This window comes from Geodermatophilus telluris (genome assembly GCF_900102745.1).
Lineage (GTDB): Bacteria > Actinomycetota > Actinomycetes > Mycobacteriales > Geodermatophilaceae > Geodermatophilus > Geodermatophilus telluris.
The window spans coordinates 265696-283957 of sequence record NZ_FMZF01000007.1 but is presented as its reverse complement, the minus strand read 5'-3'; the positions used below and the strand labels follow the sequence as shown (position 1 = coordinate 283957).

Genomic DNA, 18262 nt, shown 5'->3' with positions numbered 1-18262 from the left:
CCGCGCGCGGGGCGTCAGCCGGCGCGCAGCGCCGGGTAGTCGGTGTAGCCCTCGGGGCCGGAGCTGTAGAACAGGTGCGCCCTCGGCTCGTTCTCCGGGTGCTGCCCCGCCCAGCGCTCCACCAGGTCGGGGTTGGCGATGACCGCCCGGCCCACGGCGACGACGTCGGCGTGCGCGGAGTCGATCAGCGCCACGGCCTCCTCGCGGGTGGTCACCGAGCCGAAGCCGCTGTTGACCATCAGCGGGCCGTCGAAGCGCCGCCGCAGCTCCTGCACCAGGTCGCCGGCCGGCTCGCGGTGCAGCACCGAGAGGTAGGCCAGGCCCAGCGGGCGCAGCTGGTCGCCGAGGGTGCCGTAGGTGGCCAGCACGTCGGCGCGGTCGGGCTCGAGGGCGTCCTGGATGCCGTGCTCGGGGGAGATCCGCAGGCCCACACGGCCCGCGCCGATCGCCTCGGCCACCGCGGTGACCACCTCGACGACGACGCGGGCACGGTTCTCCGGCGAGCCGCCGTACTCGTCGTCGCGGACGTTGGCCGCCGGCGACAGGAACTCGTGCAGCAGGTAGCCGTTGGCGCCGTGGATCTCCACGCCGTCCAGGCCGGCCTCGACGGCGCGCTGCGCGGCGCGCACGAAGTCCTGCACGGTCGCGCGCACCTCGTCGGTGGTCAGCGCGTGCGGCACCGGGTAGGGCTGCTTGCCCTTCTCGGTGTGCCCGGCGCCGTCGATCGCGATGGCGCTGGGGGCGACCACCCGGTGGCCGCCGTTGACGTCGGGGTGGGTGACCCGGCCGCCGTGCATGACCTGCACGAAGACCTTGCCGTCGCGGGCGTGGACGGCGTCGGCGACGCGGCGCCAGCCCTCGACCTGCTCGTCGGTGACGATGCCGGGCTGCCCGACGAACGCCTTGCCCTCGATGTGCGGGTAGGTGCCCTCGGTGACGATCAGGCCGAGCGAGGCGCGCTGCGCGTAGTAGTCGACGACGAGGTCACCGGGGACGCCGGCCTGCCCCGACCGCATCCGGGTCAGCGGCGCCATCGCGACGCGGTTGGCCAGTTCGACGTCGCCCAGGATCACGGGTGAGAAGAGGTCCACGGAGGTTGCGACACCGCCCGGGCTCGGACCATTCCCCGGTGCGGCCGGGCTCACAGGCGGCAGGATGGCCCGGTGACGCCGCTCGCCTCCGCCGTCGAGGGCTGGTCGCCGGGGCCGGTGACCACCACCGCCCGCATCGGGGCCGGTCCGGCCGCCGCGTTCGCCGCGCTGCTCGACCAGCCCGCCCCGCCGCTGGCCGACGGGGACCCGCTGCCCCCGGGCTGGCACGGGTTCAGCTTCCTCGACCACCCCGCGACCGCCGACCTCGGTGAGGACGGCCACCCGCGCGCCGGGCACTTCCTCCCGCCGCTGCCGCACCGCCGCCGGATGATCGCCGGGGGCCGGCTGGAGGTCACCGCGCCGCTGCGGGTGGGCGCAGTGGTCGAGCGGACGTCGTCGCTGGCCCGCTGCGAGGTCAAGGCCGGCCGCAGCGGGGAGATGCTGCTGGTCACCGTGCGCAGCGAGCACCGGGAGGAGGGCCGGCTGCTGGTCACCGAGGAGCAGGACGTCGTCTACCGGTCGCAGGCGGGCGGCTCCTCCCCCGCCCCGGCCGGGCCGGGGACGCCCGCCCCCGCCGACGACGGCCCCGGCGTGGAGCTGCGGCCCGACGAGGCGCTGCTCTTCCGCTTCAGCGCGCTGACCTACAACGCGCACCGCATCCACTACGACCGCCCCTACGCCACGGGGGTCGAGGGCCACCCCGGGCTCGTGGTGCACGGCCCGCTGCTGGCGCTGTTGCTGCTCGAGGTGCCGCGGCGGCACGTCCCCGACCGGGCGGTCGTCTCCTTCACCCACCGGCTGACGCGACCGGCGTTCGCGGGGACGCCGGTCCGCGCGGGCGGTCGGGCCGACGGCGACCGGCTCGAGCTGTCCGCCGCCGCGGTCGGGCAGCCGTCGTCGATCACCGGTACCGCACTGCTCACGGGAGGAGCCCGATGACCGCGCTGAGCACCGAGGAGCAGGCCGTCGTCGACACGGTGCGCGCCTTCGTCGACCGCGAGGTGCGCCCGGTGGCGCGCGAGCTCGAGCACGCCGACACCTACCCCGAGGCGCTCGTCGAGCGGATGAAGGAGCTCGGCGTCTTCGGCCTGGCGGTGCCGGAGCCGTGGGGCGAGGCGCCCGTGTCGATGCCCTGCTACGCGCAGGTCACCGCGGAGCTGGCCCGCGGGTGGATGTCGCTGGCCGGGGCGATGGGCGGGCACACCGTCGTCGCCAAGCTGCTGGTCGCCTTCGGCACCCGAGAGCAGCAGGACCGCTGGCTGCCGCGGATGGCCACCGGCGAGGTGCGGGCGACGATGGCGCTCACCGAGCCCGGCGGCGGGTCGGACCTGCAGGCGATGCGCACCGTCGCCCGGCGGGACGGCGAGGGCTGGGTGGTCGACGGCGCGAAGACCTGGATCACCAACTCCCGCCGCTCGCAGCTCGTCGCGCTGCTGTGCAAGACCGACCCGGACGCGCAGCCGCGGCACCGCGGGGTGTCGGTGCTGCTGGTCGAGCACGGCCCGGGGCTGACCGTGTCGAAGGACCTGCCCAAGCTCGGCTACAAGGGCGTGGAGAGCTGCGAGCTGGTCTTCGACGGGTACCGGGCACCGGCCGACGCCGTCCTCGGCGGCGAGGAGGGCCGCGGCTTCGCGCAGATGATGACCGGCCTGGAGACCGGGCGGATCCAGGTCGCCGCCCGCGCCGTCGGCGTCGCGCAGGCCGCCTTCGACGACGCGCTGCGCTACGCCCAGGAGCGGGAGAGCTTCGGGCGGCCGATCTGGCAGCACCAGTCGGTGGGCAACCTGCTCGCCGACATGGCCACCTCGCTCACCGCCGCCCGGCAGCTCGTGCTGCACGCGGCCGAGCGCTACGAGACCGGGCAGCGGTGCGACCTGGAGGCCGGCATGGCCAAGCTGTTCGCCTCCGAGACGGCCATGAGGATCGCGCTCGACGCCATCCGCGTGCACGGCGGCCACGGCTACTCCACCGAGTTCGACGTCGAGCGCTACTTCCGCGACGCGCCGCTGATGATCGTCGGCGAGGGCACCAACGAGATCCAGCGCGACGTGATCGCCCGCCAGCTCGTCGCCCGGGGCGGCCTCGGCTGAGCGGGAGCGCCGCGGGAGGTCAGCGGGACAGCAGCCGGCGGGTCTGGCGGACCCGGGCCACCAGGGCGCCGTCGACCGTGCGCAGCTCGGCGTCGTCCACCGCGAGGTCGGCGTCGGTCCAGGCGAGCCGCTGGTCGACGCGCACCCAGTCGCCACTGGCCGGGAGCGGGCCGGCGAGGTGCGCGGTCAGCTCCACCGTGGGCATCACCGCCGGGGTGGTGCGGACGGCGAACAGCGCCGGCGGCAGCGCGTCGGCGAGCACACCGAGCTGCACGAGCGGCTCGAGGCCGCCGTCGACGCGCACCCACGCGTGCAGTCGCGGCTCCGGACCCCCGGCCAGCGGGCGGGAGGTGCCGAGGGCCCGGATCTCGGTGTGCTCGGCGACCGGCACGAAGTCGCGCGGCAGCGCGAACGGCACACCCTCGCGCACGGTGGGCCCGGGGACCGGCGGCACCGCCTCGCTCACCGGTGAGGACGGGCGCGCGAGCGTGAGCACCTGGGCGACGGCGCGCACCCGGCCCTCCTGGCTCAGCGTGGCCCGGACGCTGCCGGTGGTGCCGGTCCGGTCGGGGACGACCTCGACGGCGGCCTCGGTGTCCGCCACCACCGCGGCGAGCAGGTGCGCGGTCACCGTCCGGGGCGGCGACCCGGTGGCCGCGGCCGCGGCGGCGAGCAGGGAGCCCACCACCAGGCCGCCCTGCGTGCTGGTGAACGAGCGCCAGGTCGGGTCGAACGAGAGCACGCGGGCAGGCGGGTCGAGCACGGCGGCGACGTCCACGGGTCCTCCTCAGTCCTCGGTTGGGATGTCCAACCGGTCACGGGGAGATTAGCGCAGTCGGTACGGTTATCCAACTGACCGCTGCGTCACAGGACGGGGCACGACCTCCGGAGGAGGCGGGACGCGACCTCCGGAGGAGGTGCCCCGTCCGCCCGCGACGGACCTCAGGCGGCGGGCGAGGAGTCGCGGTTGACCAGGATGGCCAGCTGCGTCCGGGTGCGGACGTCCAGGCGCCGCATGGAGGCGGTCAGGTGGCTCTTGACCGTGGCCAGGCTCAGGAACAGCCGCGTGGCGATCTCCTCGTTGCTCAGCCCCTGCGCCACCAGCTCGGCCACCTCGCGCTGGCGCTCGGTGAGCCGGTCCAGCGCCCGCACCGCCGGCGCCGGGCGGGCCTGCGGGTCGGTCAGGTACTGCACCAGCTGGTCGGTGGCCGAGGGGTCCAGCGCCGCCTCGTGCCGAGCGAGCGCCCGCACCCCGTCGACCAGCCGCTGCGCGTCCGACCGGCGCGGCAGGTAGCCGCGGACGCCGGCCTGCAGGATCTCCACCACCTCGGGCTCGGACTCCGTGCCCGGCTCGGCGAGCACCAGCACCGCCGTGTCCCGCGAGCACAGCGTGCGCAGCAGCGGCAGCGCCGCGCCGGCCACCAGCCCCTGCCGGACGACGACGACCTGCGTGCGGCACCCGTCGGCCGCCTCCAGCGCCTCGGGCAGGTGTGTGGTCTCGGCGACCACCGCCATGTCCGGCTGGGCCTCGAGCACCTCGCGCATCCCGATCCGGAAGACCTCCTGGTCCTCGCAGAGCAGGACGCAGACCAGGCTCGTCGGCGTGTGCCCGGCGTGCGGGCGCGGCAGTGCGCGGCGCGCGGGCCCGTGCGGCGGCACCGGCCGCCGCGGCAGTGGCGGCCGCGCCGTCTCGTTCGTGATGGGACGCCCACCCGTCTGGCCGGGCTCGCGTTGTCGCAGGCCCGAGATCGTCGTGTGCGGTGCGAGTCCTTCGTGGTCCATGTCGTCCCCCCGGCGGCTCGGCGCTCCCCCGCGCCCCGACGCCGACCCCTCCGACACCCGTCCGTCTGCTCCGGACCCCACCGAGGGTAACGGTGCACGACCATGTCGTGCGCAGTTTTCTCCCAGCATTCGTCCAGGATCCGTCGAGGGAGCGGTGTACCACCACGGATGCCGGTGCGCGACCCCTTCAGCCCTCAGCCGGCAGGATGCTGCGGCCACCCCCGCGTCGTGACGCTCTGTGCACGTGGATGGCGAGTTGCGTGCGGTCACGGAGGGCGAGCCGACGCAGCGCCACGGTGATGTGGCCCTTGACCGTCGCCCGGCTCACCCGGAGCTGGTCGGCGATCTCGGCGTTGGTCAGTCCCTCGGCGACCAGCTCGGCGACCGCCTGCTGCCGCGCGGTGAGCGGGTTGTGGGCCGGGCCGTCCTCCGGGCGCTGGTCGCCGTCGAGCCGGTGCAGCAGCTCACCGGCGACGCACGCGTCGAGCACGGTCTCCCCGCGGGCCACCGCCCGCACGGCCTCGACCAGCCGCACCGAGGTCACCGCGGCGTGCACGTAGCCGCGCGCGCCGGCCTTGAGCACCTCGACGACGTCGCTGCCCGCCACGGCCTCACCCAGCAGCACGACCCGGTTGCCGGTGCGGCTCAGGGTCCGCACCAGCTCCTGCACCGCGGTCCGCCGGGTGTCGAGGCCGAGCAGGGTGACGTCGGGGGTCACGCCGGCGGCCAGCGTGAGCGCCTCGTCGACGTCGGCGGCCTCACCCACGACCACCAGGTCCGGCGCCCGGCGCAGCACGGTGCGCAGGCCGTGCCGCAGCACGTCGTGGCCGTCGCACACCAGCACCCGCACCGGCGGGCCGGCCCCGGGAGGCCCGGCCCCGGACGGCCCGGCTCCGGACACGGGGGCACCGGGGACGTCCCACTGCGGTCCACCCATCCGGTCTGCTCCGCTCCCCTCCGGCGCCCGAGGCGCGAGCTGGCAGGTCAGGAGCCGAAAACTAGGGGTTCCGCCGGTCGCTGACCATCCGAACGGCGCTGCGGGGGCGGGTCGACCGGCGAGTTCATACCCGGGTCGTGCCTGCGCCTCCTCCCCGGAGCGGGAGCGGCAGGTCTGCAGGTCGGGGTTGCCCCTCCCCGGAGCGGACCTGACCAGGCCGTTCGTACGGTGCCGGCGCCCGCCCGCCGTCCGGGGTCGGAGGGCCCTCCCCCTCTGGGTGGGCGCCGGATCCCGACGCGTGGCCGGTGTACCGGGGCGCACCGCGTTCCTAGCGTCGTCGGCACCCCGCCCGGGTCCCCCGGGGAGGCGGACGACGGAGGGATGTCCCGTGGACCAGACGATGATCATCGCGCGGATGGCGCCGGACCACGCCGAGGACGTGGCCGCCGCCTTCGGTCGGCACGACGCCACCTCGGCGCCGCACGAGATCGGGGTGCTCCGCCGCTCGCTCTACCAGTTCCACGGCATCTACGTGCACCTGGTCGACTTCGACCGGCCCGCCGCCGAGGCGATGCGCATCGCCCAGTCGCTGCCGGCCTTCCGCGCCGTCAGCGAGGACCTCAAGCCCTTCATCGAGGCCTACGACCCCGGCTGGCGCTCGCCGCAGGACGCGATGGCCCGCCGCTTCTACCACTGGACGTCGTCCCCCGAGTGATCGCGCGGGTGGCGAGGAGGCAACTGATGACACGTTCGGCGACCCCGGCACCACCGGTCCCCGCGCCGCAGCCCCCGGGCGGCTGGGTCTCCTGCCCCGCCTGCGGCTGGCTGCTCTACCGCAAGCGGCTCGACCGGGACCTGCACGTCTGCCCCGAGTGCGACCACCACCTGCGGCTGGGCGCCCGCGCCCGCATCGACCTGCTCGCCGACCCCGGCAGCTGGGCCGAGACCCACTTCGCCCCGAGCGCGCCCGACCCGCTGGCCTTCACCGACCTGCGCGACTACCCCGACCGGCTCGCGGAGGCCGAGCGCCGCTCCGGCGAGTCGGAGGCCGTCGTCGTCGGCACCGCCCGCATCGGCGGCGCCGAGGTGGTCCTGGCCGTCATGGACTTCGGCTTCCTCGGCGGCTCGATGGGCGTCGAGGTCGGCCGGCGGGTCAGCGGCGCCGCGGAGCTGGCCCTCGAGCGGGGCCTGCCGCTGGTCACCGTGTGCGCCAGCGGCGGCGCCCGGATGCAGGAGGGCGTGTTCTCCCTGCTGCAGATGGCCCGGGTCAGCTGCGCCTTCGGCCGGCTGCGCGAGGCCGGGCTGCTGTCGGTGTGCGTCCTCACCGACCCCACCTACGGCGGGGTGTCGGCGTCCTTCGCCACGCTGGCCTCGATCCTGGTCGGCGAGCGCGGTGCGCACGTCGGCTTCGCCGGGCCGCGGGTGGTCCAGGAGACGATCCGCGCCGAGCTCCCCCGCGACTTCCAGACCGCCGAGTTCCTCATGAGCCACGGCCTGGTCGACCGGGTCGAGAGCCGGGCGGAGCTGCGGCCGCTGCTGGTCCGGCTGCTCGCCCTGCACGGCGCCGGACCCGCCCCCGAGGCGCGCGGCGACGACGACCCGGCCGACGCGCCGGCGGTCGCCGAGGACGACGGTCCCGACGCCGACACCGACACCGATGACCTCGACGACACCGACGCCGACCCGTGGGACGTCGTCCAGCGGGCCCGGGTGACCGAGCGGCCCACGACGCTGGACTACCTGCACACCGCCTTCGACGACTTCGTCGAGCTGCACGGGGACCGCGTCTTCGCCGACGACCCCGCCGTGGTCGGCGGGGTGGCCGCGATCGGCGGGCGCCGCGTGGTCGTCCTGGGCCACGAGAAGGGGCACACGGTGCGGGAGCGGGTGGCCCGGAACTTCGGGATGCCGCACCCGGAGGGCTACCGCAAGGCGCTGCGGCTGCTCGACCACGCCGAGTCCTTCGGCCTGCCGGTCGTCACGCTGGTCGACACCCCCGGCGCGCACCCCGGCCCCGAGGCCGAGGAGCGCGGCCAGTCGCACGCGATCGCCGAGGCGATCCTGCGCAGCAGCCGCCTGCGGGTGCCGGTCGTCTCGGTGGTCACCGGTGAGGGCGGCAGCGGCGGCGCGCTGGCGCTGTGCACCTCCGACCGGCTGCTGGTCATGGAGAACGCCTTCCTGTCGGTGATCAGCCCGGAGGGGTGCGCGGCGATCCTCTGGCGGACGGCGGTGGCCGCCCCGACCGCGGCCCGCGCGATGCGGCTGGGCGCGGCCCACCTGCGCTCGGCCGGGATCGCCACCGCGGTGGTCCCCGAACCACCCGGCGGCGCGCACACCGACCCGCTCGCCGCGGCCGGCCTGCTGCGCCGGGCGCTGGTCCGCGAGCTCGACGACGTCTGCCGCCTCGACGCGGCCACCCTGCTCGACACCCGCACCCGTCGCCTGGCCCGCATCAGCGGCGACGACGGCCGCCCGCTGCAGCCCGTGGGGAGCTGACCGATGGCCACCAGCGAGCTCTCGGCCCGGAGTGCGGGCCCCGACGCCGTCGACGACGTCCGCGACCTGCACGACGAGGTCGTCGCCCTCGCCCGGGACCTGCCCGGCGGGCTGCGGCGGCTGACCGTCCGCGACGGCGACCGCGCCGTCGAGGTCGAGTGGGCGACCGGTCCCGCGGAGGCCCCGGCCGCCGCCGTCGTCCCGGTCGCGGCGGTGGTGCCGGCACCCGTCGCCGCGGGCCCGGCGGAGACGGAGGGCACCGCCGTCCGCTCCCCCCTCGTCGGCACCTTCTACACGGCGCCCTCGCCCGGCGCGGACCCCTTCGTGCGGGTCGGCGACGAGGTCGAGCCCGGCCAGACCGTCGGGATCGTCGAGGCGATGAAGCTGATGAACCCGATCGTCGTCGACGAGGCGGGCGTGGTCGCCGACGTGCTGGTCGGCGACGCGGAGTCGGTCGAGTACGACCAGGTCCTCCTGGTGCTGCGGCCGGCCGGGGGTCCGCGGTGATCGACCGCCTGCTCATCGCCAACCGCGGGGAGATCGCCGTCCGGGTCGCCCGCGCCTGCCGGGAGCTCGGCATCGAGGTGGTCGCCGTCCACTCGACCTCCGACCGGGACTCGGCCGTGGTCGCGATGGCCGACGAGGCGGTGCACATCGGGCCGCCGGCGCCGCGCCGCAGCTACCTGCACGTGCCGAACATCGTCGAGGCGGCGCTGCGCGCCGGAGCCGACGCCGTCCACCCGGGCTACGGCTTCCTCTCCGAGGACCCCGACTTCGCCGAGATCTGCGCCGCCGAGGGGCTGACCTTCGTCGGCCCGCCCCCGGCGGTGATGCAGCAGATGGGCAACAAGGCGACCGCGCGGCGGCTCATGGCCGAGGCCGGGCTGCCGCTGCTGCCCGGCGTGGTCGAGCCGGTGCGCACGGCCGAGGAGGGGCGGGCGATCGCCGACGAGATCGGCTACCCGGTGATCGTCAAGGCCGCCGCCGGCGGGGGCGGCCGCGGGATGACCGTCGTCCGCGAGCCGGAGGACTTCGACGAGGCCTTCACCACCACGCGGGCGGTGGCGCGCGCGGTCTTCCGCGACCCCACCGTCTACGTCGAGCGCTTCCTGTCCGGCGCGCGGCACGTCGAGGTGCAGGTCCTGTGCGACGCCCACGGCAACGGCATCTCCCTCGGCGAGCGCGACTGCTCCCTGCAGCGGCGGCACCAGAAGCTGCTCGAGGAGGGCCCGGCCGGCCACCTGACCCCCGAGCAGCGCACCGAGCTCGGCCGGCTGGCGGTGCACGGCGCGCTCTCGGTCGGCTACACCGGCGCCGGCACGATGGAGTTCCTCGTCGACGGCACGGGCGCGGCGTACTTCATGGAGATGAACGCCCGCATCCAGGTCGAGCACCCGGTCACCGAGCTGCTCACCGGCGTCGACCTGGTGCGCGAGCAGATCCTCGTCGCCGCGGGCCGGCGGCTGCAGCTGCGGCAGGAGGACGTCGTCCCCCGGGGCGCGGCGATCGAGTGCCGGATCAACGCCGAGGACCCCACCCGCGGCTTCGCCCCCGCCCCGGGCCGGCTCGAGGTGCTGCACGTGCCCGACGGGCCGTGGACCCGGTTCGACACCGGCTACCGCCAGGGCGACACGGTCAGCCCCGACTACGACTCGCTGCTGGGCAAGCTCGTCGTCTGGGCGCCCGACCGCGACCAGGCCATCCGCCGGATGGACCGGGCGCTGGCCGAGATGCGGGTCGAGGGCCCCGGCGTGCACACCACGATCGCGCTGCACCGCGCGCTGCTGCGCGACCCCGACGTCGTCGCCGACCGCCACGACGTGCAGTTCCTCGACCGCTGCCTGCCCGCGGTGCTCGCCCGCGCGGCCTCCCTCGACGCCGCCGCACCCGGCCTGCCGGCCTCCCGCGGCGGGCTCCAGCTCGTCCCCACCCCGACCGCGGACCCGCGGCCGGACCGCTCCACCGAAGGAGAGATCCCGTGTCCGCCACGACCTTCACTCTCGACGACCTGATGGCGCTGCTGTCCGAGAAGGCCGGCCTGCCCGCCGACGCGCGGACCACCGACCGGGACGCCCGGTTCAGCGACATCGGCCTGGACTCGCTGGCCTTCCTGTCGATGCAGACCGCGCTGCAGGACCGCTACGGCGCCGAGATGCCCGAGGAGAACCCGGAGCTCTACACGTTCGGCGAGATCGTCGACACGGTCAACGCCGCCGTCACCGACCGGGCCGGGATGGCCTGAGCCGGCCCGACCACCAGCAGGAGGCCCTCATGAGCAGCACCGTCGAGCCGGGCACCGAGACCGCCGGCCACACCGACAACGCGATCGTCATCGACGCCGACCTCGAGCTCGTGTGGCGGATGACCAACGACCTGGCCACCTGGCCGGACCTGTTCACCGAGTACGCCGAGATCGAGATCCTCGAGCAGACCGACACCTACTTCCGCTTCCGGCTCTCGATGCACCCCGACGAGAACGGGAAGGTGTGGAGCTGGGTGTCCGAGCGCACCCTCGACCCGGCCACCCACACCGTCCGCGCCCGCCGCGTGGAGCCCGGCCCCTTCGAGTTCATGGACATCTTCTGGAGCTACGAGCGGGAGGGGTCCGGCACCCGGATGCGGTGGGTGCAGGACTTCCGCATGCGGCCCCAGGCGCCGATCGACACCGAGGGGATGACCCGCCGGATCGACGGCAACTCCAAGATCCAGATGGGGATCATCAAGGAGAAGGTGGAGGCGGCCGCCCGTCGGGCCACGGAGGCGACGACGTGACCCGGGCCGCGGTCGTCCTCGCCGGGGAGGGCGGCGCGCGCGCCGGCACGCTGGACGCCTGGCTCGGCGACGAGCCCGCCCGGCAGGTGGCCGACGAGGCCTCCGCGCTGGTCGGGCGGGACGTCGCCGAGTGGTGGCGCGACCCGCTCAACCTGAGCGACCCGGTGGCCGCGCACGTCGAGGTCGTGGTCACCGGCGTCGCCGGCTACCGCAGCCTCGTCGCCCGCGGCCTGCGGCCGGTCGCCGTCGCCGGGCACGGCGTGGGCGAGTACGCCGCGCTGGTGGCCTCCGGGGCACTGCCGCTGGACCAGGTGGTCGAGCTGGTGCACTGGCGGGCCGAGCTGCTGTCCCTCTCGCCGCGCCCGTCCTGCGCGGGCATGGCCGCCGTCGTCGGCCCGGGCGCCGGCGAGGTGGCCCGCGCGGCGGTCGCCGAGGTCGGCGGCTGGGGCACCCTGGGCGTCGCCGAGTTCGACGGGCCGGCCCAGGTCGTCCTCTCCGGCACCTGCGAGGAGCTGGCCCGGGCGCGGCAGACCGTGCTCGCCGCCGGCCTGGACCTGGTCCGCCTCCCCGGGCGGGCGGCCTGCCACGGCCCGCTCATGGAGCCGGTCGCCCGCCACCTGGGCCCGGCGCTGGCCGACCTCGACTGGTCCGAACCCGAGGTGCCGGTGGTGCCCAACGCCGACGGCCGGCCCACCCGCGACCCCGGGCAGCTGGCCCGGTGCCTGCGCGCCCACCTCACCTCGCCGGTGCAGTGGGAGGCCACCTGCCGGTCGCTGGCCGCCGCCGGCGCCACGGCGGTGGTCGAGGTGGCCGCCGTCCCGCTGCTCGGCCCGCTCGTCCGCCAGGTCGCCCCCGACCTCCCGGTGCTGCACGCCGCCGGGCCCGACCTTCCGATCCCGACCGACCGGCCGGAACCCGCGATCGCGGGCCCGACCCCCACCGGAGGACAGTCATGACCACCATCCAGCACGCCCCGAGCGCCGTGCGCCTCGGGCCCACGGTGTCCCGCGCCGACACCGCCCCCAACCGGCGGCGCGGCGGCGACATCCGCGTCCTGCTCTCGCCCGCCAGCGTCGGCTCCACCGCCGGCTTCATGGGCACGCTCACGCTCGAGCCGGGCGAGGTCGTCACCGAGCACTGGCACCCGTACTCGGAGGAGTTCCTCTACTGCCAGAGCGGTGACGTCTCGGTCACCCTCGACGGCGAGGAGCGGCGGCTGACCGCCGAGTCGGCCGTGCACATCCCGATCGGCGTCAAGCACCGGATCGTCAACGACACCTCGACGACGGCGTTCTTCGTCTTCCTGTGCGGGCCCCTGGCCCCGCGGCCCGAGCTGGGCCACGTCGACACCGAGCTCCCCCCGGGCGTGCGGTGAGCGCCGAACGGCGGCGGGTCGTCGTCACGGGGATCGGGGTGGTCGCCCCCGGCTCGATGGGCCGCGAGGGCTTCTGGGAGATGATCACCGCCGGCCGGACGGCGACCCGCCGGATCAGCTTCTTCGACCCGGCGCGCTTCCGCTCGCAGGTGGCCGCGGAGGTCGACTTCGACGGGCGGAAGCTGGGCCTCACCGCCCAGGAGGTCCACCGCAACGACCGGTTCGTGCAGATGGCGCTGGTCGCCGCCGACGAGGCGGTCGCCGACAGCGGCCTGCGCTTCGGCGTCGGCGGGACCGGCAGCGACGCCGTGGACGCGCCCGACCCCGACCGGGTCGGCGTCACCCTCGGCACGGCGGTCGGCGCGACCATGCGGCTGGAGCAGGAGTACGTGTCGGTCAGCGACGCCGGCAAGCACTGGCTGGTCGACCCCCGCTACGCCTCCCGCTTCCTCGCCCACGCGCTGGTGCCCAGCTGCGGCGCGACCGAGCTCGCGGTGCGCTTCGGCGCGCACGGCCCGGCGACCGTGGTCTCCACCGGCTGCACCTCGGGCATCGACTCGGTGGGCTACGGCAGCCAGCTGGTGGAGGACGGCGACGCCGACGTCGTGATCGCCGGCGCCAGCGACGCGCCCATCTCACCGATCTCGATGGCCTGCTTCGACACCATCCGGGCGACCACCGACAGCAACGACGACCCCGAGCACGCCTCGAAGCCCTTCGACGCGCGGCGCAACGGGTTCGTCATGGGCGAGGGCGCGGCGGTGCTGGTGCTCGAGGAGCTCGAGCACGCGCGGCGGCGCGGCGCGGAGGTGTACTGCGAGGTCACCGGCTACGCCAGCCGCTGCAACGCCTTCCACATGACCGGCCTCAAGCCCGACGGCACCGAGATGGCCGAGGCGATCGACCAGGCGCTCGACCAGGGCCGGATCGACCCCGCCGAGGTGGGCTACGTCAACGCGCACGGCTCGGGCACCAAGCAGAACGACCGGCACGAGACCGCGGCGGTGCACAAGAGCCTCGGCTCGGCGGCCGACCGGGTGGCGATGAGCTCGATCAAGTCGATGGTCGGCCACTCGCTGGGCGCCATCGGCTCCATCGAGATCGCCGCGACGGCGCTGGCCGTGCAGCGGGGCGTGCTGCCGCCCACGGCCAACTACGAGGTGCCCGACCCCGAGTGCGACCTCGACTACGTGCCGAAGGTCGCCCGGGAGCAGAAGGTCGACGTCGCCCTGTCCGTGGGCAGCGGCTTCGGCGGTTTCCAGTCGGCCATCGTGCTGGCCAGCCCCACCCGGAGGACCGAATGAGCCTGCTCGTGACCGGCCTCGGCGTCGTCGCCCCGACCGGGGTCGGCGTCGAGGCGCACTGGGAGTCGCTGCTGCGCGGGGAGCACGCGATCGGCCCGATCGAGGGCTTCGACCCCTCGGTCTACGGCATCTCGCTGGCCGGGCAGGTCCGCGGCTTCGACCCCGACGAGCACGTCGCGCCGCAGCTGAAGGTGCAGACCGACCGCTGGACGTGGATGTCGCTGGCCGCGGCCACGCTCGCCGCGGAGGACGCCGACTACACCGCGCCGGAGGACGTCTACGCCACCTCGGTGTTCCTCGCCTCCGGCTCCGGCGGCAACGAGTTCAGCCAGCACGAGATCCAGGGGCTGTGGGCGCGGGGGCCCAAGGCGGTCGGCGCCTACCAGTCGATCGCCTGGTTCTACGCCGCCAGCACCGGTCAGGTGTCCATCCGCGACGGCTACAAGGGGCCCTCCGGCGTGGTGGTCAGCGAGGGCGCCGGCGGGCTGGACAGCATCGGCTGGGCCCGGCGCGTGGCGCGGCGGGGCACGCCGGCGGTGCTGGTGGGCGGCACGGAGGCGGGCATGTGCCCGTACGCGCTGCTCTGCCAGGCCACCAGCGGCCGGCTGTCGACGGCCACCCGGCCCGAGGAGGCCTACCTGCCCTTCGACCGGCGGGCCAACGGGCACGTCGTCGGCGAGGGCGGGGCCATCCTGCTGGTCGAGGAGCCCGGCGCCGCCCGGGCCCGCGGCGCCCGGCGGGTGTGGGGCGAGGTGGCCGGCTACGGCGCCACGCACGACGCCCACCACCACGAGGACCCCGCCCCCGACGCGGCGCAGTACGCCCGCGCGATCCGGCTGGCGCTCGCCGACGCCGGCGTCTCGCCGGACGAGGTCGACCTCGTGGTCGCCGACGGCGCCGGCACGCCGGAGCTCGACGCGCTGGAGCTGGCCGCGATCGGGGCGGTGTTCGGCGGCCGCCGCACGCCGGTGCCGGTGACCGCGCCGTCGTCGTGGACCGGGCGGCTCATGGCCGGCGGGTCGGCGCTCAACGTGGCCACCGCCCTGCTGGCCATGCGCGACGGCATCGTGCCCGGCACCGCCCACCTGCAGGAACCGGTCGGGGCACCGGGGGTCGACCTCGTGCAGGCCACCCGCGTGCAGGAGCTGCGGACCGTCGTGGTCCTGGCCCGCGGCGCCGGCGGCTTCAACAGCAGCCTGGTGCTGCGCCGCGACCCGGCCGGGGCGACGGCGTGAGCGCCCCGGAGGAGCGGGCCGCCGTCCGGACGATGCTGCGGATGCGGACGCGGGAGGGCTGCGAGGCCGCCTTCGAGGCGGCCTGGCGCCGGGCCGCGGCCGAGATCGCCCGCGTGCCGGGCAACATCCGCCAGGAGCTGGTGCGCGACGCCGACGACCCGCGCACGTTCGTCATCACCAGCGACTGGACCGACCGTGCCGCCGTCGACGGGTTCGGCCGCAGCAGCGCCCGGGAGACGCTCACCGAGGCGCTGCGCGACCTGCGCGAGGACGCCGCCCGCAACACCTACGAGGTGCTGGCCGTCGTCCCCGGCGCGGGGCGGCCGGTGGAGGCCCGGGCATGACGGCACCGGGCACGGGGAGGGCCGCCGCCGTGCGGACGGTCCTGCGGGTGCGCGCCCGGGAGGGCTGCGAGGACGCCTTCGCGGCGGCCTGGCGGCAGGCCGCCGCCGCGGTCGCCCGGGTGCCGGGCGTCCTGCGCCAGGAGCTGGTGCGCGACGCCGACGACCCGCGCTGGTACGGCTTCGTCAGCGACTGGACCGACCGGGCGGCGGCGGACGCCTTCGAGGGCAGCGCCGCGCGGGAGGTCCTCACCGCGGCGCTGCGCGACCTGCGCGAGGACACCGCCCGCGAGACGGTCACGGTGCTGGCCACGCAGGCGACCGAGCCGCGCCGGCCGGTGCGCATCGACTTCTCCACCAGCGTCGCGCCCGGCGAGCAGGTGGCCTTCGAGCGCGCGTACACCACGGTCACCCAGCGGATCGGGGACTCGCGCGGCTACGTGCGGGAGGAGCTGCTGCGCGACGCGAGCGGCCTGCGGTACCACATCTTCGCCGAGTGGGAGTCCGAGGACGACTTCGTCGCGTGGGTGGAGGACCCCTCGCACATGGCGGCCGGCGCGCCGCTGGCCCGCTGGCACTCGGTGGAGTTCCGCCGCGAGGTGCTCGAGATCCGGCAGCGGACCGACCCGGAGGAGGACTTCCCGCCGCTGTCCCCGCCCGGCGGGGACGTCGAGGTGGCGCGGGTGCGCGTCGACTCCGCCGTCACCGTGGAGCCGTGGGAGCAGGAGGCCTTCGAGCTGGCCTACCTCGCCGCCGCGCAGCTGGCCCGCAGCGCCCCCGGCCACGCCCGCGAGGAGCTGCTGCGCGAGGCCGACGGCCGGCGCTGGCACGTGGTCGCCGAGTGGGAGTCCGAGCAGCACTTCACCGACTGGACGGCGGAGCCGGCCAACTGGGCCGCCGGGCCGCTGGGCCGCTGGCTGGCCCGCGGCGAGGACCGCCGGGTGTTCGCGCTGCGCGTGCGCCCCGAGCCGCCGTCGGCGGCGCCCGCTCCCGTGCCCGCCGCCGTGCCCGTGGCGCCGGAGCCCGACCTCGAGGTGGTGGCCGGGCCGCCGGTGACCACGGTGCCCAGCGCGAGCGTGCAGGAGTTCGTCGAGAAGCCGGACGACGGGCACGCGGCCGCCGCCGCGGCGCTGCCGGTGCCGGCCGACCTCGCGGGCGCCTCGCGCACCACCGGCCGCACGGTCGAGGTGCTCGTCGTCGGCGCCGGCCCGGCCGGCCTCACCCACGCCATCGAGCTGGCCCGCCGCGGCGTCGCCGTCCGCGTCGTGGACAAGCGCCCCGAGGCGTCCACCCAGGCGGACAAGGCCATCGGCATCCACTGCCGGACGATGGAGATCTGGGAGGACCAGGGCATCGTCACCGAGGCGATGGACGCCGGGATCTGGCTGTACGGCCAGACCGTCTTCGTCAACGGCGTGCAGACCCACCAGGTCGACTGGGCCGGCCTCGACGAGCTGCCCTACGCCCACCTCGGCCTCCCGCAGTACGAGACCGAGCGGCTGCTCGGCGCGCGGCTGGCCTCCCTCGGTGTGGTCGTCGAGCGCGGCGTCGAGCTGGTCGCCTTCACCCAGGACGACGAGGGCGTCACGGCGCGGCTGCGGCACGCCTCCGGCGAGGAGGAGACCACCCGGGCGCAGTACCTGGTCGGCTGCGACGGGGCGCACAGCGCCGTCCGCTCCGGGCTGGGGCTGGCCTTCGAGGGCGGGCTGTCGATGTTCCCGCAGCTGTTCATGCTCGGCGACGTCGACGTCGACTGGGACCTGCCGGCCGGGCACCTGGTGCGCTTCGTGCGCATCGAGAACGAGGACGACTTCACCGGCATGCTCGTCTGCGTCCCGCTCAAGGGCCGCAACCGCTACCGGATCGCCACCCTGGCCCCGCAGCGGTGGCAGGACGCGGTCGGCTCCGGCGTCGTCCCGCCCGGGTTCTGGCAGGAGTACGAGCCGCCGACGCTGGCCGACATCCAGGCCGCCATCGACGACCTCGGCCCCGAGGGGACGACGGCGAGCAACCTGCGCTGGTCGTCGATCTTCCGGATCAAGCACGGCATCGTCGACCGCTACCGCGAGGGACGGGTGTTCGTCGCCGGCGACGCCGCGCACCTGCACCCCCCGGCCGGCGGGCAGGGCATGAACACCGGCATCCAGGACGCCTGGAACCTCGGCTGGAAGCTCGCCCTCGCCGTCCGGGGGCTGGCCGCGCCGGGACTGCTCGACAGCTACGAGGCCGAGCGCCGGCCCGCCGGGAAGATGATCGTCGACCGGGCCGTGGCCATCGCGTTCACCGACGAGATGGACATGGTCGACGAGAAGGCGCAGTTCCTGCTCGAGATGCAGATGACCATGAACTACGCCGGCAGCCCGCTGGTGGGCGAGGCGGCCCCCGGCGGCTTCCCCGCCGGGCCCGAGCCCGGGCACCGCGCGCCGGACGTGCACGGGCTGCGGCGCTTCGGCGTCGCGCACCCCCTGCGGCTGTTCGACCTCACCCGCGGCACCCGCTCCACGCTGCTGCTGTCGGCGGATGCCGGCGCGTCCGAGGAGCAGGTGGCGGACCTGGAGAAGCTCGCCGTCGCGGTGCGGCAGCAGACCCGTGGCGAGGTGGCGGCCTACCTCGTCGCCGCCCCGGACGCCCGGGTGCCGTTCCTCGTCGACCTGCCCGTCGTCCGCGACGCCGAGGGCACCTTCGCCGCCGCCTACGGCACCGCGGGCGCCGGGACGGCGGCCCACCTGGTCCGCCCCGACGGCCACGTCGGCTTCCGCAGCCGCCCCCTGGACGAGGGCGCCCTCCTCGACCACCTCGCCGGCGTCTTCGCCCCGTGACCCCCACCCCCCAGGAGCCG

General features: G+C 75.8%; 18 protein-coding genes. 14 read left to right on the top strand and 4 right to left on the bottom strand.

Going from position 1 to position 18262, the window contains the following annotated elements; genetic code table 11:
• Positions 1–14: 14 nt before the first annotated feature.
• Entirely contained in the window at positions 15–1091 is a 1077-nt protein-coding gene (locus BLQ97_RS21020) for an alkene reductase (RefSeq protein ID WP_091368546.1), read from the bottom strand.
• Positions 1092–1163: 72 nt separating this feature from the next.
• Here BLQ97_RS21020 and BLQ97_RS21015 point away from each other — a divergent pair, with 72 nt between their 5' ends.
• Complete coding sequence (locus BLQ97_RS21015; protein ID WP_091368543.1) at positions 1164–2030, top strand: HTD2 family dehydratase; 867 nt, start codon at positions 1164–1166, stop codon at positions 2028–2030.
• On the top strand, positions 2027–3181 hold the full coding sequence (locus tag BLQ97_RS21010) for an acyl-CoA dehydrogenase family protein (RefSeq protein ID WP_091368541.1): 1155 nt from the start codon (positions 2027–2029) through the stop codon (positions 3179–3181). Before BLQ97_RS21015 ends, BLQ97_RS21010 begins: the two co-directional genes overlap by 4 nt.
• 19 nt (positions 3182–3200) lie before the next feature.
• On the opposite strand, the gene BLQ97_RS21005 is transcribed toward BLQ97_RS21010, so the two are convergent.
• The 3 genes from BLQ97_RS21005 to BLQ97_RS20995 form a co-directional block, all read right to left on the bottom strand.
• Positions 3201–3959, bottom strand: coding sequence for an acyl-CoA thioesterase (locus BLQ97_RS21005; RefSeq protein WP_091368539.1), 759 nt, complete (start codon positions 3957–3959; stop codon positions 3201–3203).
• A 164-nt stretch (positions 3960–4123) separates the two neighbouring features.
• On the bottom strand, positions 4124–4963 hold the full coding sequence (locus BLQ97_RS21000) for a LuxR C-terminal-related transcriptional regulator (RefSeq protein WP_091368536.1): 840 nt from the start codon (positions 4961–4963) through the stop codon (positions 4124–4126).
• A 187-nt stretch (positions 4964–5150) separates the two neighbouring features.
• Positions 5151–5900, bottom strand: coding sequence for a LuxR C-terminal-related transcriptional regulator (locus BLQ97_RS20995; RefSeq protein ID WP_091368534.1), 750 nt, complete (start codon positions 5898–5900; stop codon positions 5151–5153).
• Positions 5901–6288: 388 nt separating this feature from the next.
• Between BLQ97_RS20995 and BLQ97_RS20990 the strand changes: the two genes are divergently transcribed.
• From BLQ97_RS20990 to BLQ97_RS20935, 12 genes are read left to right on the top strand one after another with little or no spacing between them, the layout of a single operon-like run.
• A complete protein-coding gene (locus tag BLQ97_RS20990; RefSeq protein ID WP_091368531.1) occupies positions 6289–6615 on the top strand; it encodes a TcmI family type II polyketide cyclase in 327 nt (108 codons plus the stop codon).
• Between the two features lie 26 nt (positions 6616–6641).
• Positions 6642–8396 carry an acetyl-CoA carboxylase carboxyl transferase subunit alpha gene (gene accA, locus BLQ97_RS20985; protein ID WP_091368528.1) on the top strand — a complete coding sequence of 585 codons (1755 nt, stop codon included), beginning with the start codon at positions 6642–6644 and terminating at the stop codon, positions 8394–8396.
• A 3-nt stretch (positions 8397–8399) separates the two neighbouring features.
• On the top strand, positions 8400–8903 hold the full coding sequence (accB, locus tag BLQ97_RS20980) for an acetyl-CoA carboxylase biotin carboxyl carrier protein (protein WP_091368525.1): 504 nt from the start codon (positions 8400–8402) through the stop codon (positions 8901–8903).
• Positions 8900–10408, top strand: coding sequence for an acetyl-CoA carboxylase biotin carboxylase subunit (locus BLQ97_RS20975; protein WP_175471854.1), 1509 nt, complete (start codon positions 8900–8902; stop codon positions 10406–10408). Before accB ends, BLQ97_RS20975 begins: the two co-directional genes overlap by 4 nt.
• A complete protein-coding gene (locus tag BLQ97_RS20970; RefSeq protein ID WP_091368523.1) occupies positions 10375–10638 on the top strand; it encodes an acyl carrier protein in 264 nt (87 codons plus the stop codon). Before BLQ97_RS20975 ends, BLQ97_RS20970 begins: the two co-directional genes overlap by 34 nt.
• Before the next feature lie 29 nt (positions 10639–10667).
• Positions 10668–11168, top strand: a complete 501-nt coding sequence (locus BLQ97_RS20965) for an SRPBCC family protein (protein ID WP_091368521.1) — start codon at positions 10668–10670, stop codon at positions 11166–11168.
• Complete coding sequence (locus BLQ97_RS20960; RefSeq protein ID WP_091368518.1) at positions 11165–12124, top strand: ACP S-malonyltransferase; 960 nt, start codon at positions 11165–11167, stop codon at positions 12122–12124. Before BLQ97_RS20965 ends, BLQ97_RS20960 begins: the two co-directional genes overlap by 4 nt.
• Positions 12121–12543, top strand: coding sequence for a cupin domain-containing protein (locus BLQ97_RS20955; protein WP_091368515.1), 423 nt, complete (start codon positions 12121–12123; stop codon positions 12541–12543). The genes BLQ97_RS20960 and BLQ97_RS20955 overlap by 4 nt, the downstream gene beginning before the upstream one ends.
• Entirely contained in the window at positions 12540–13847 is a 1308-nt protein-coding gene (locus BLQ97_RS20950; RefSeq protein WP_091368512.1) for a beta-ketoacyl-[acyl-carrier-protein] synthase family protein, read from the top strand. The genes BLQ97_RS20955 and BLQ97_RS20950 overlap by 4 nt, the downstream gene beginning before the upstream one ends.
• Entirely contained in the window at positions 13844–15082 is a 1239-nt protein-coding gene (locus tag BLQ97_RS20945; protein WP_091368510.1) for a beta-ketoacyl synthase N-terminal-like domain-containing protein, read from the top strand. The genes BLQ97_RS20950 and BLQ97_RS20945 overlap by 4 nt, the downstream gene beginning before the upstream one ends.
• On the top strand, positions 15079–15426 hold the full coding sequence (locus BLQ97_RS20940; RefSeq protein WP_245692562.1) for a putative quinol monooxygenase: 348 nt from the start codon (positions 15079–15081) through the stop codon (positions 15424–15426). Before BLQ97_RS20945 ends, BLQ97_RS20940 begins: the two co-directional genes overlap by 4 nt.
• Positions 15423–18242, top strand: a complete 2820-nt coding sequence (locus tag BLQ97_RS20935; RefSeq protein ID WP_091368508.1) for an FAD-dependent monooxygenase — start codon at positions 15423–15425, stop codon at positions 18240–18242. The genes BLQ97_RS20940 and BLQ97_RS20935 overlap by 4 nt, the downstream gene beginning before the upstream one ends.
• Positions 18243–18262: the final 20 nt, after the last annotated feature.

Bases quoted from the DNA above. Each gene is read 5' to 3' on its own strand.
- BLQ97_RS21000 (WP_091368536.1), bottom strand. From the start codon at position 4,963: ATGGACCACGAAGGACTCGCACCGCACACGACGATCTCGGGCCTGCGA.
- BLQ97_RS20955 (WP_091368515.1), top strand. From the start codon at position 12,121: ATGACCACCATCCAGCACGCCCCGAGCGCCGTGCGCCTCGGGCCCACG.
- BLQ97_RS20945 (WP_091368510.1), top strand. From the start codon at position 13,844: ATGAGCCTGCTCGTGACCGGCCTCGGCGTCGTCGCCCCGACCGGGGTC.
- accB (WP_091368525.1), top strand. From the start codon at position 8,400: ATGGCCACCAGCGAGCTCTCGGCCCGGAGTGCGGGCCCCGACGCCGTC.
- BLQ97_RS21010 (WP_091368541.1), top strand. From the start codon at position 2,027: ATGACCGCGCTGAGCACCGAGGAGCAGGCCGTCGTCGACACGGTGCGC.
- BLQ97_RS20965 (WP_091368521.1), top strand. From the start codon at position 10,668: ATGAGCAGCACCGTCGAGCCGGGCACCGAGACCGCCGGCCACACCGAC.
- accA (WP_091368528.1), top strand. From the start codon at position 6,642: ATGACACGTTCGGCGACCCCGGCACCACCGGTCCCCGCGCCGCAGCCC.
- BLQ97_RS20935 (WP_091368508.1), top strand. From the start codon at position 15,423: ATGACGGCACCGGGCACGGGGAGGGCCGCCGCCGTGCGGACGGTCCTG.
- BLQ97_RS20995 (WP_091368534.1), bottom strand. From the start codon at position 5,900: ATGGGTGGACCGCAGTGGGACGTCCCCGGTGCCCCCGTGTCCGGAGCC.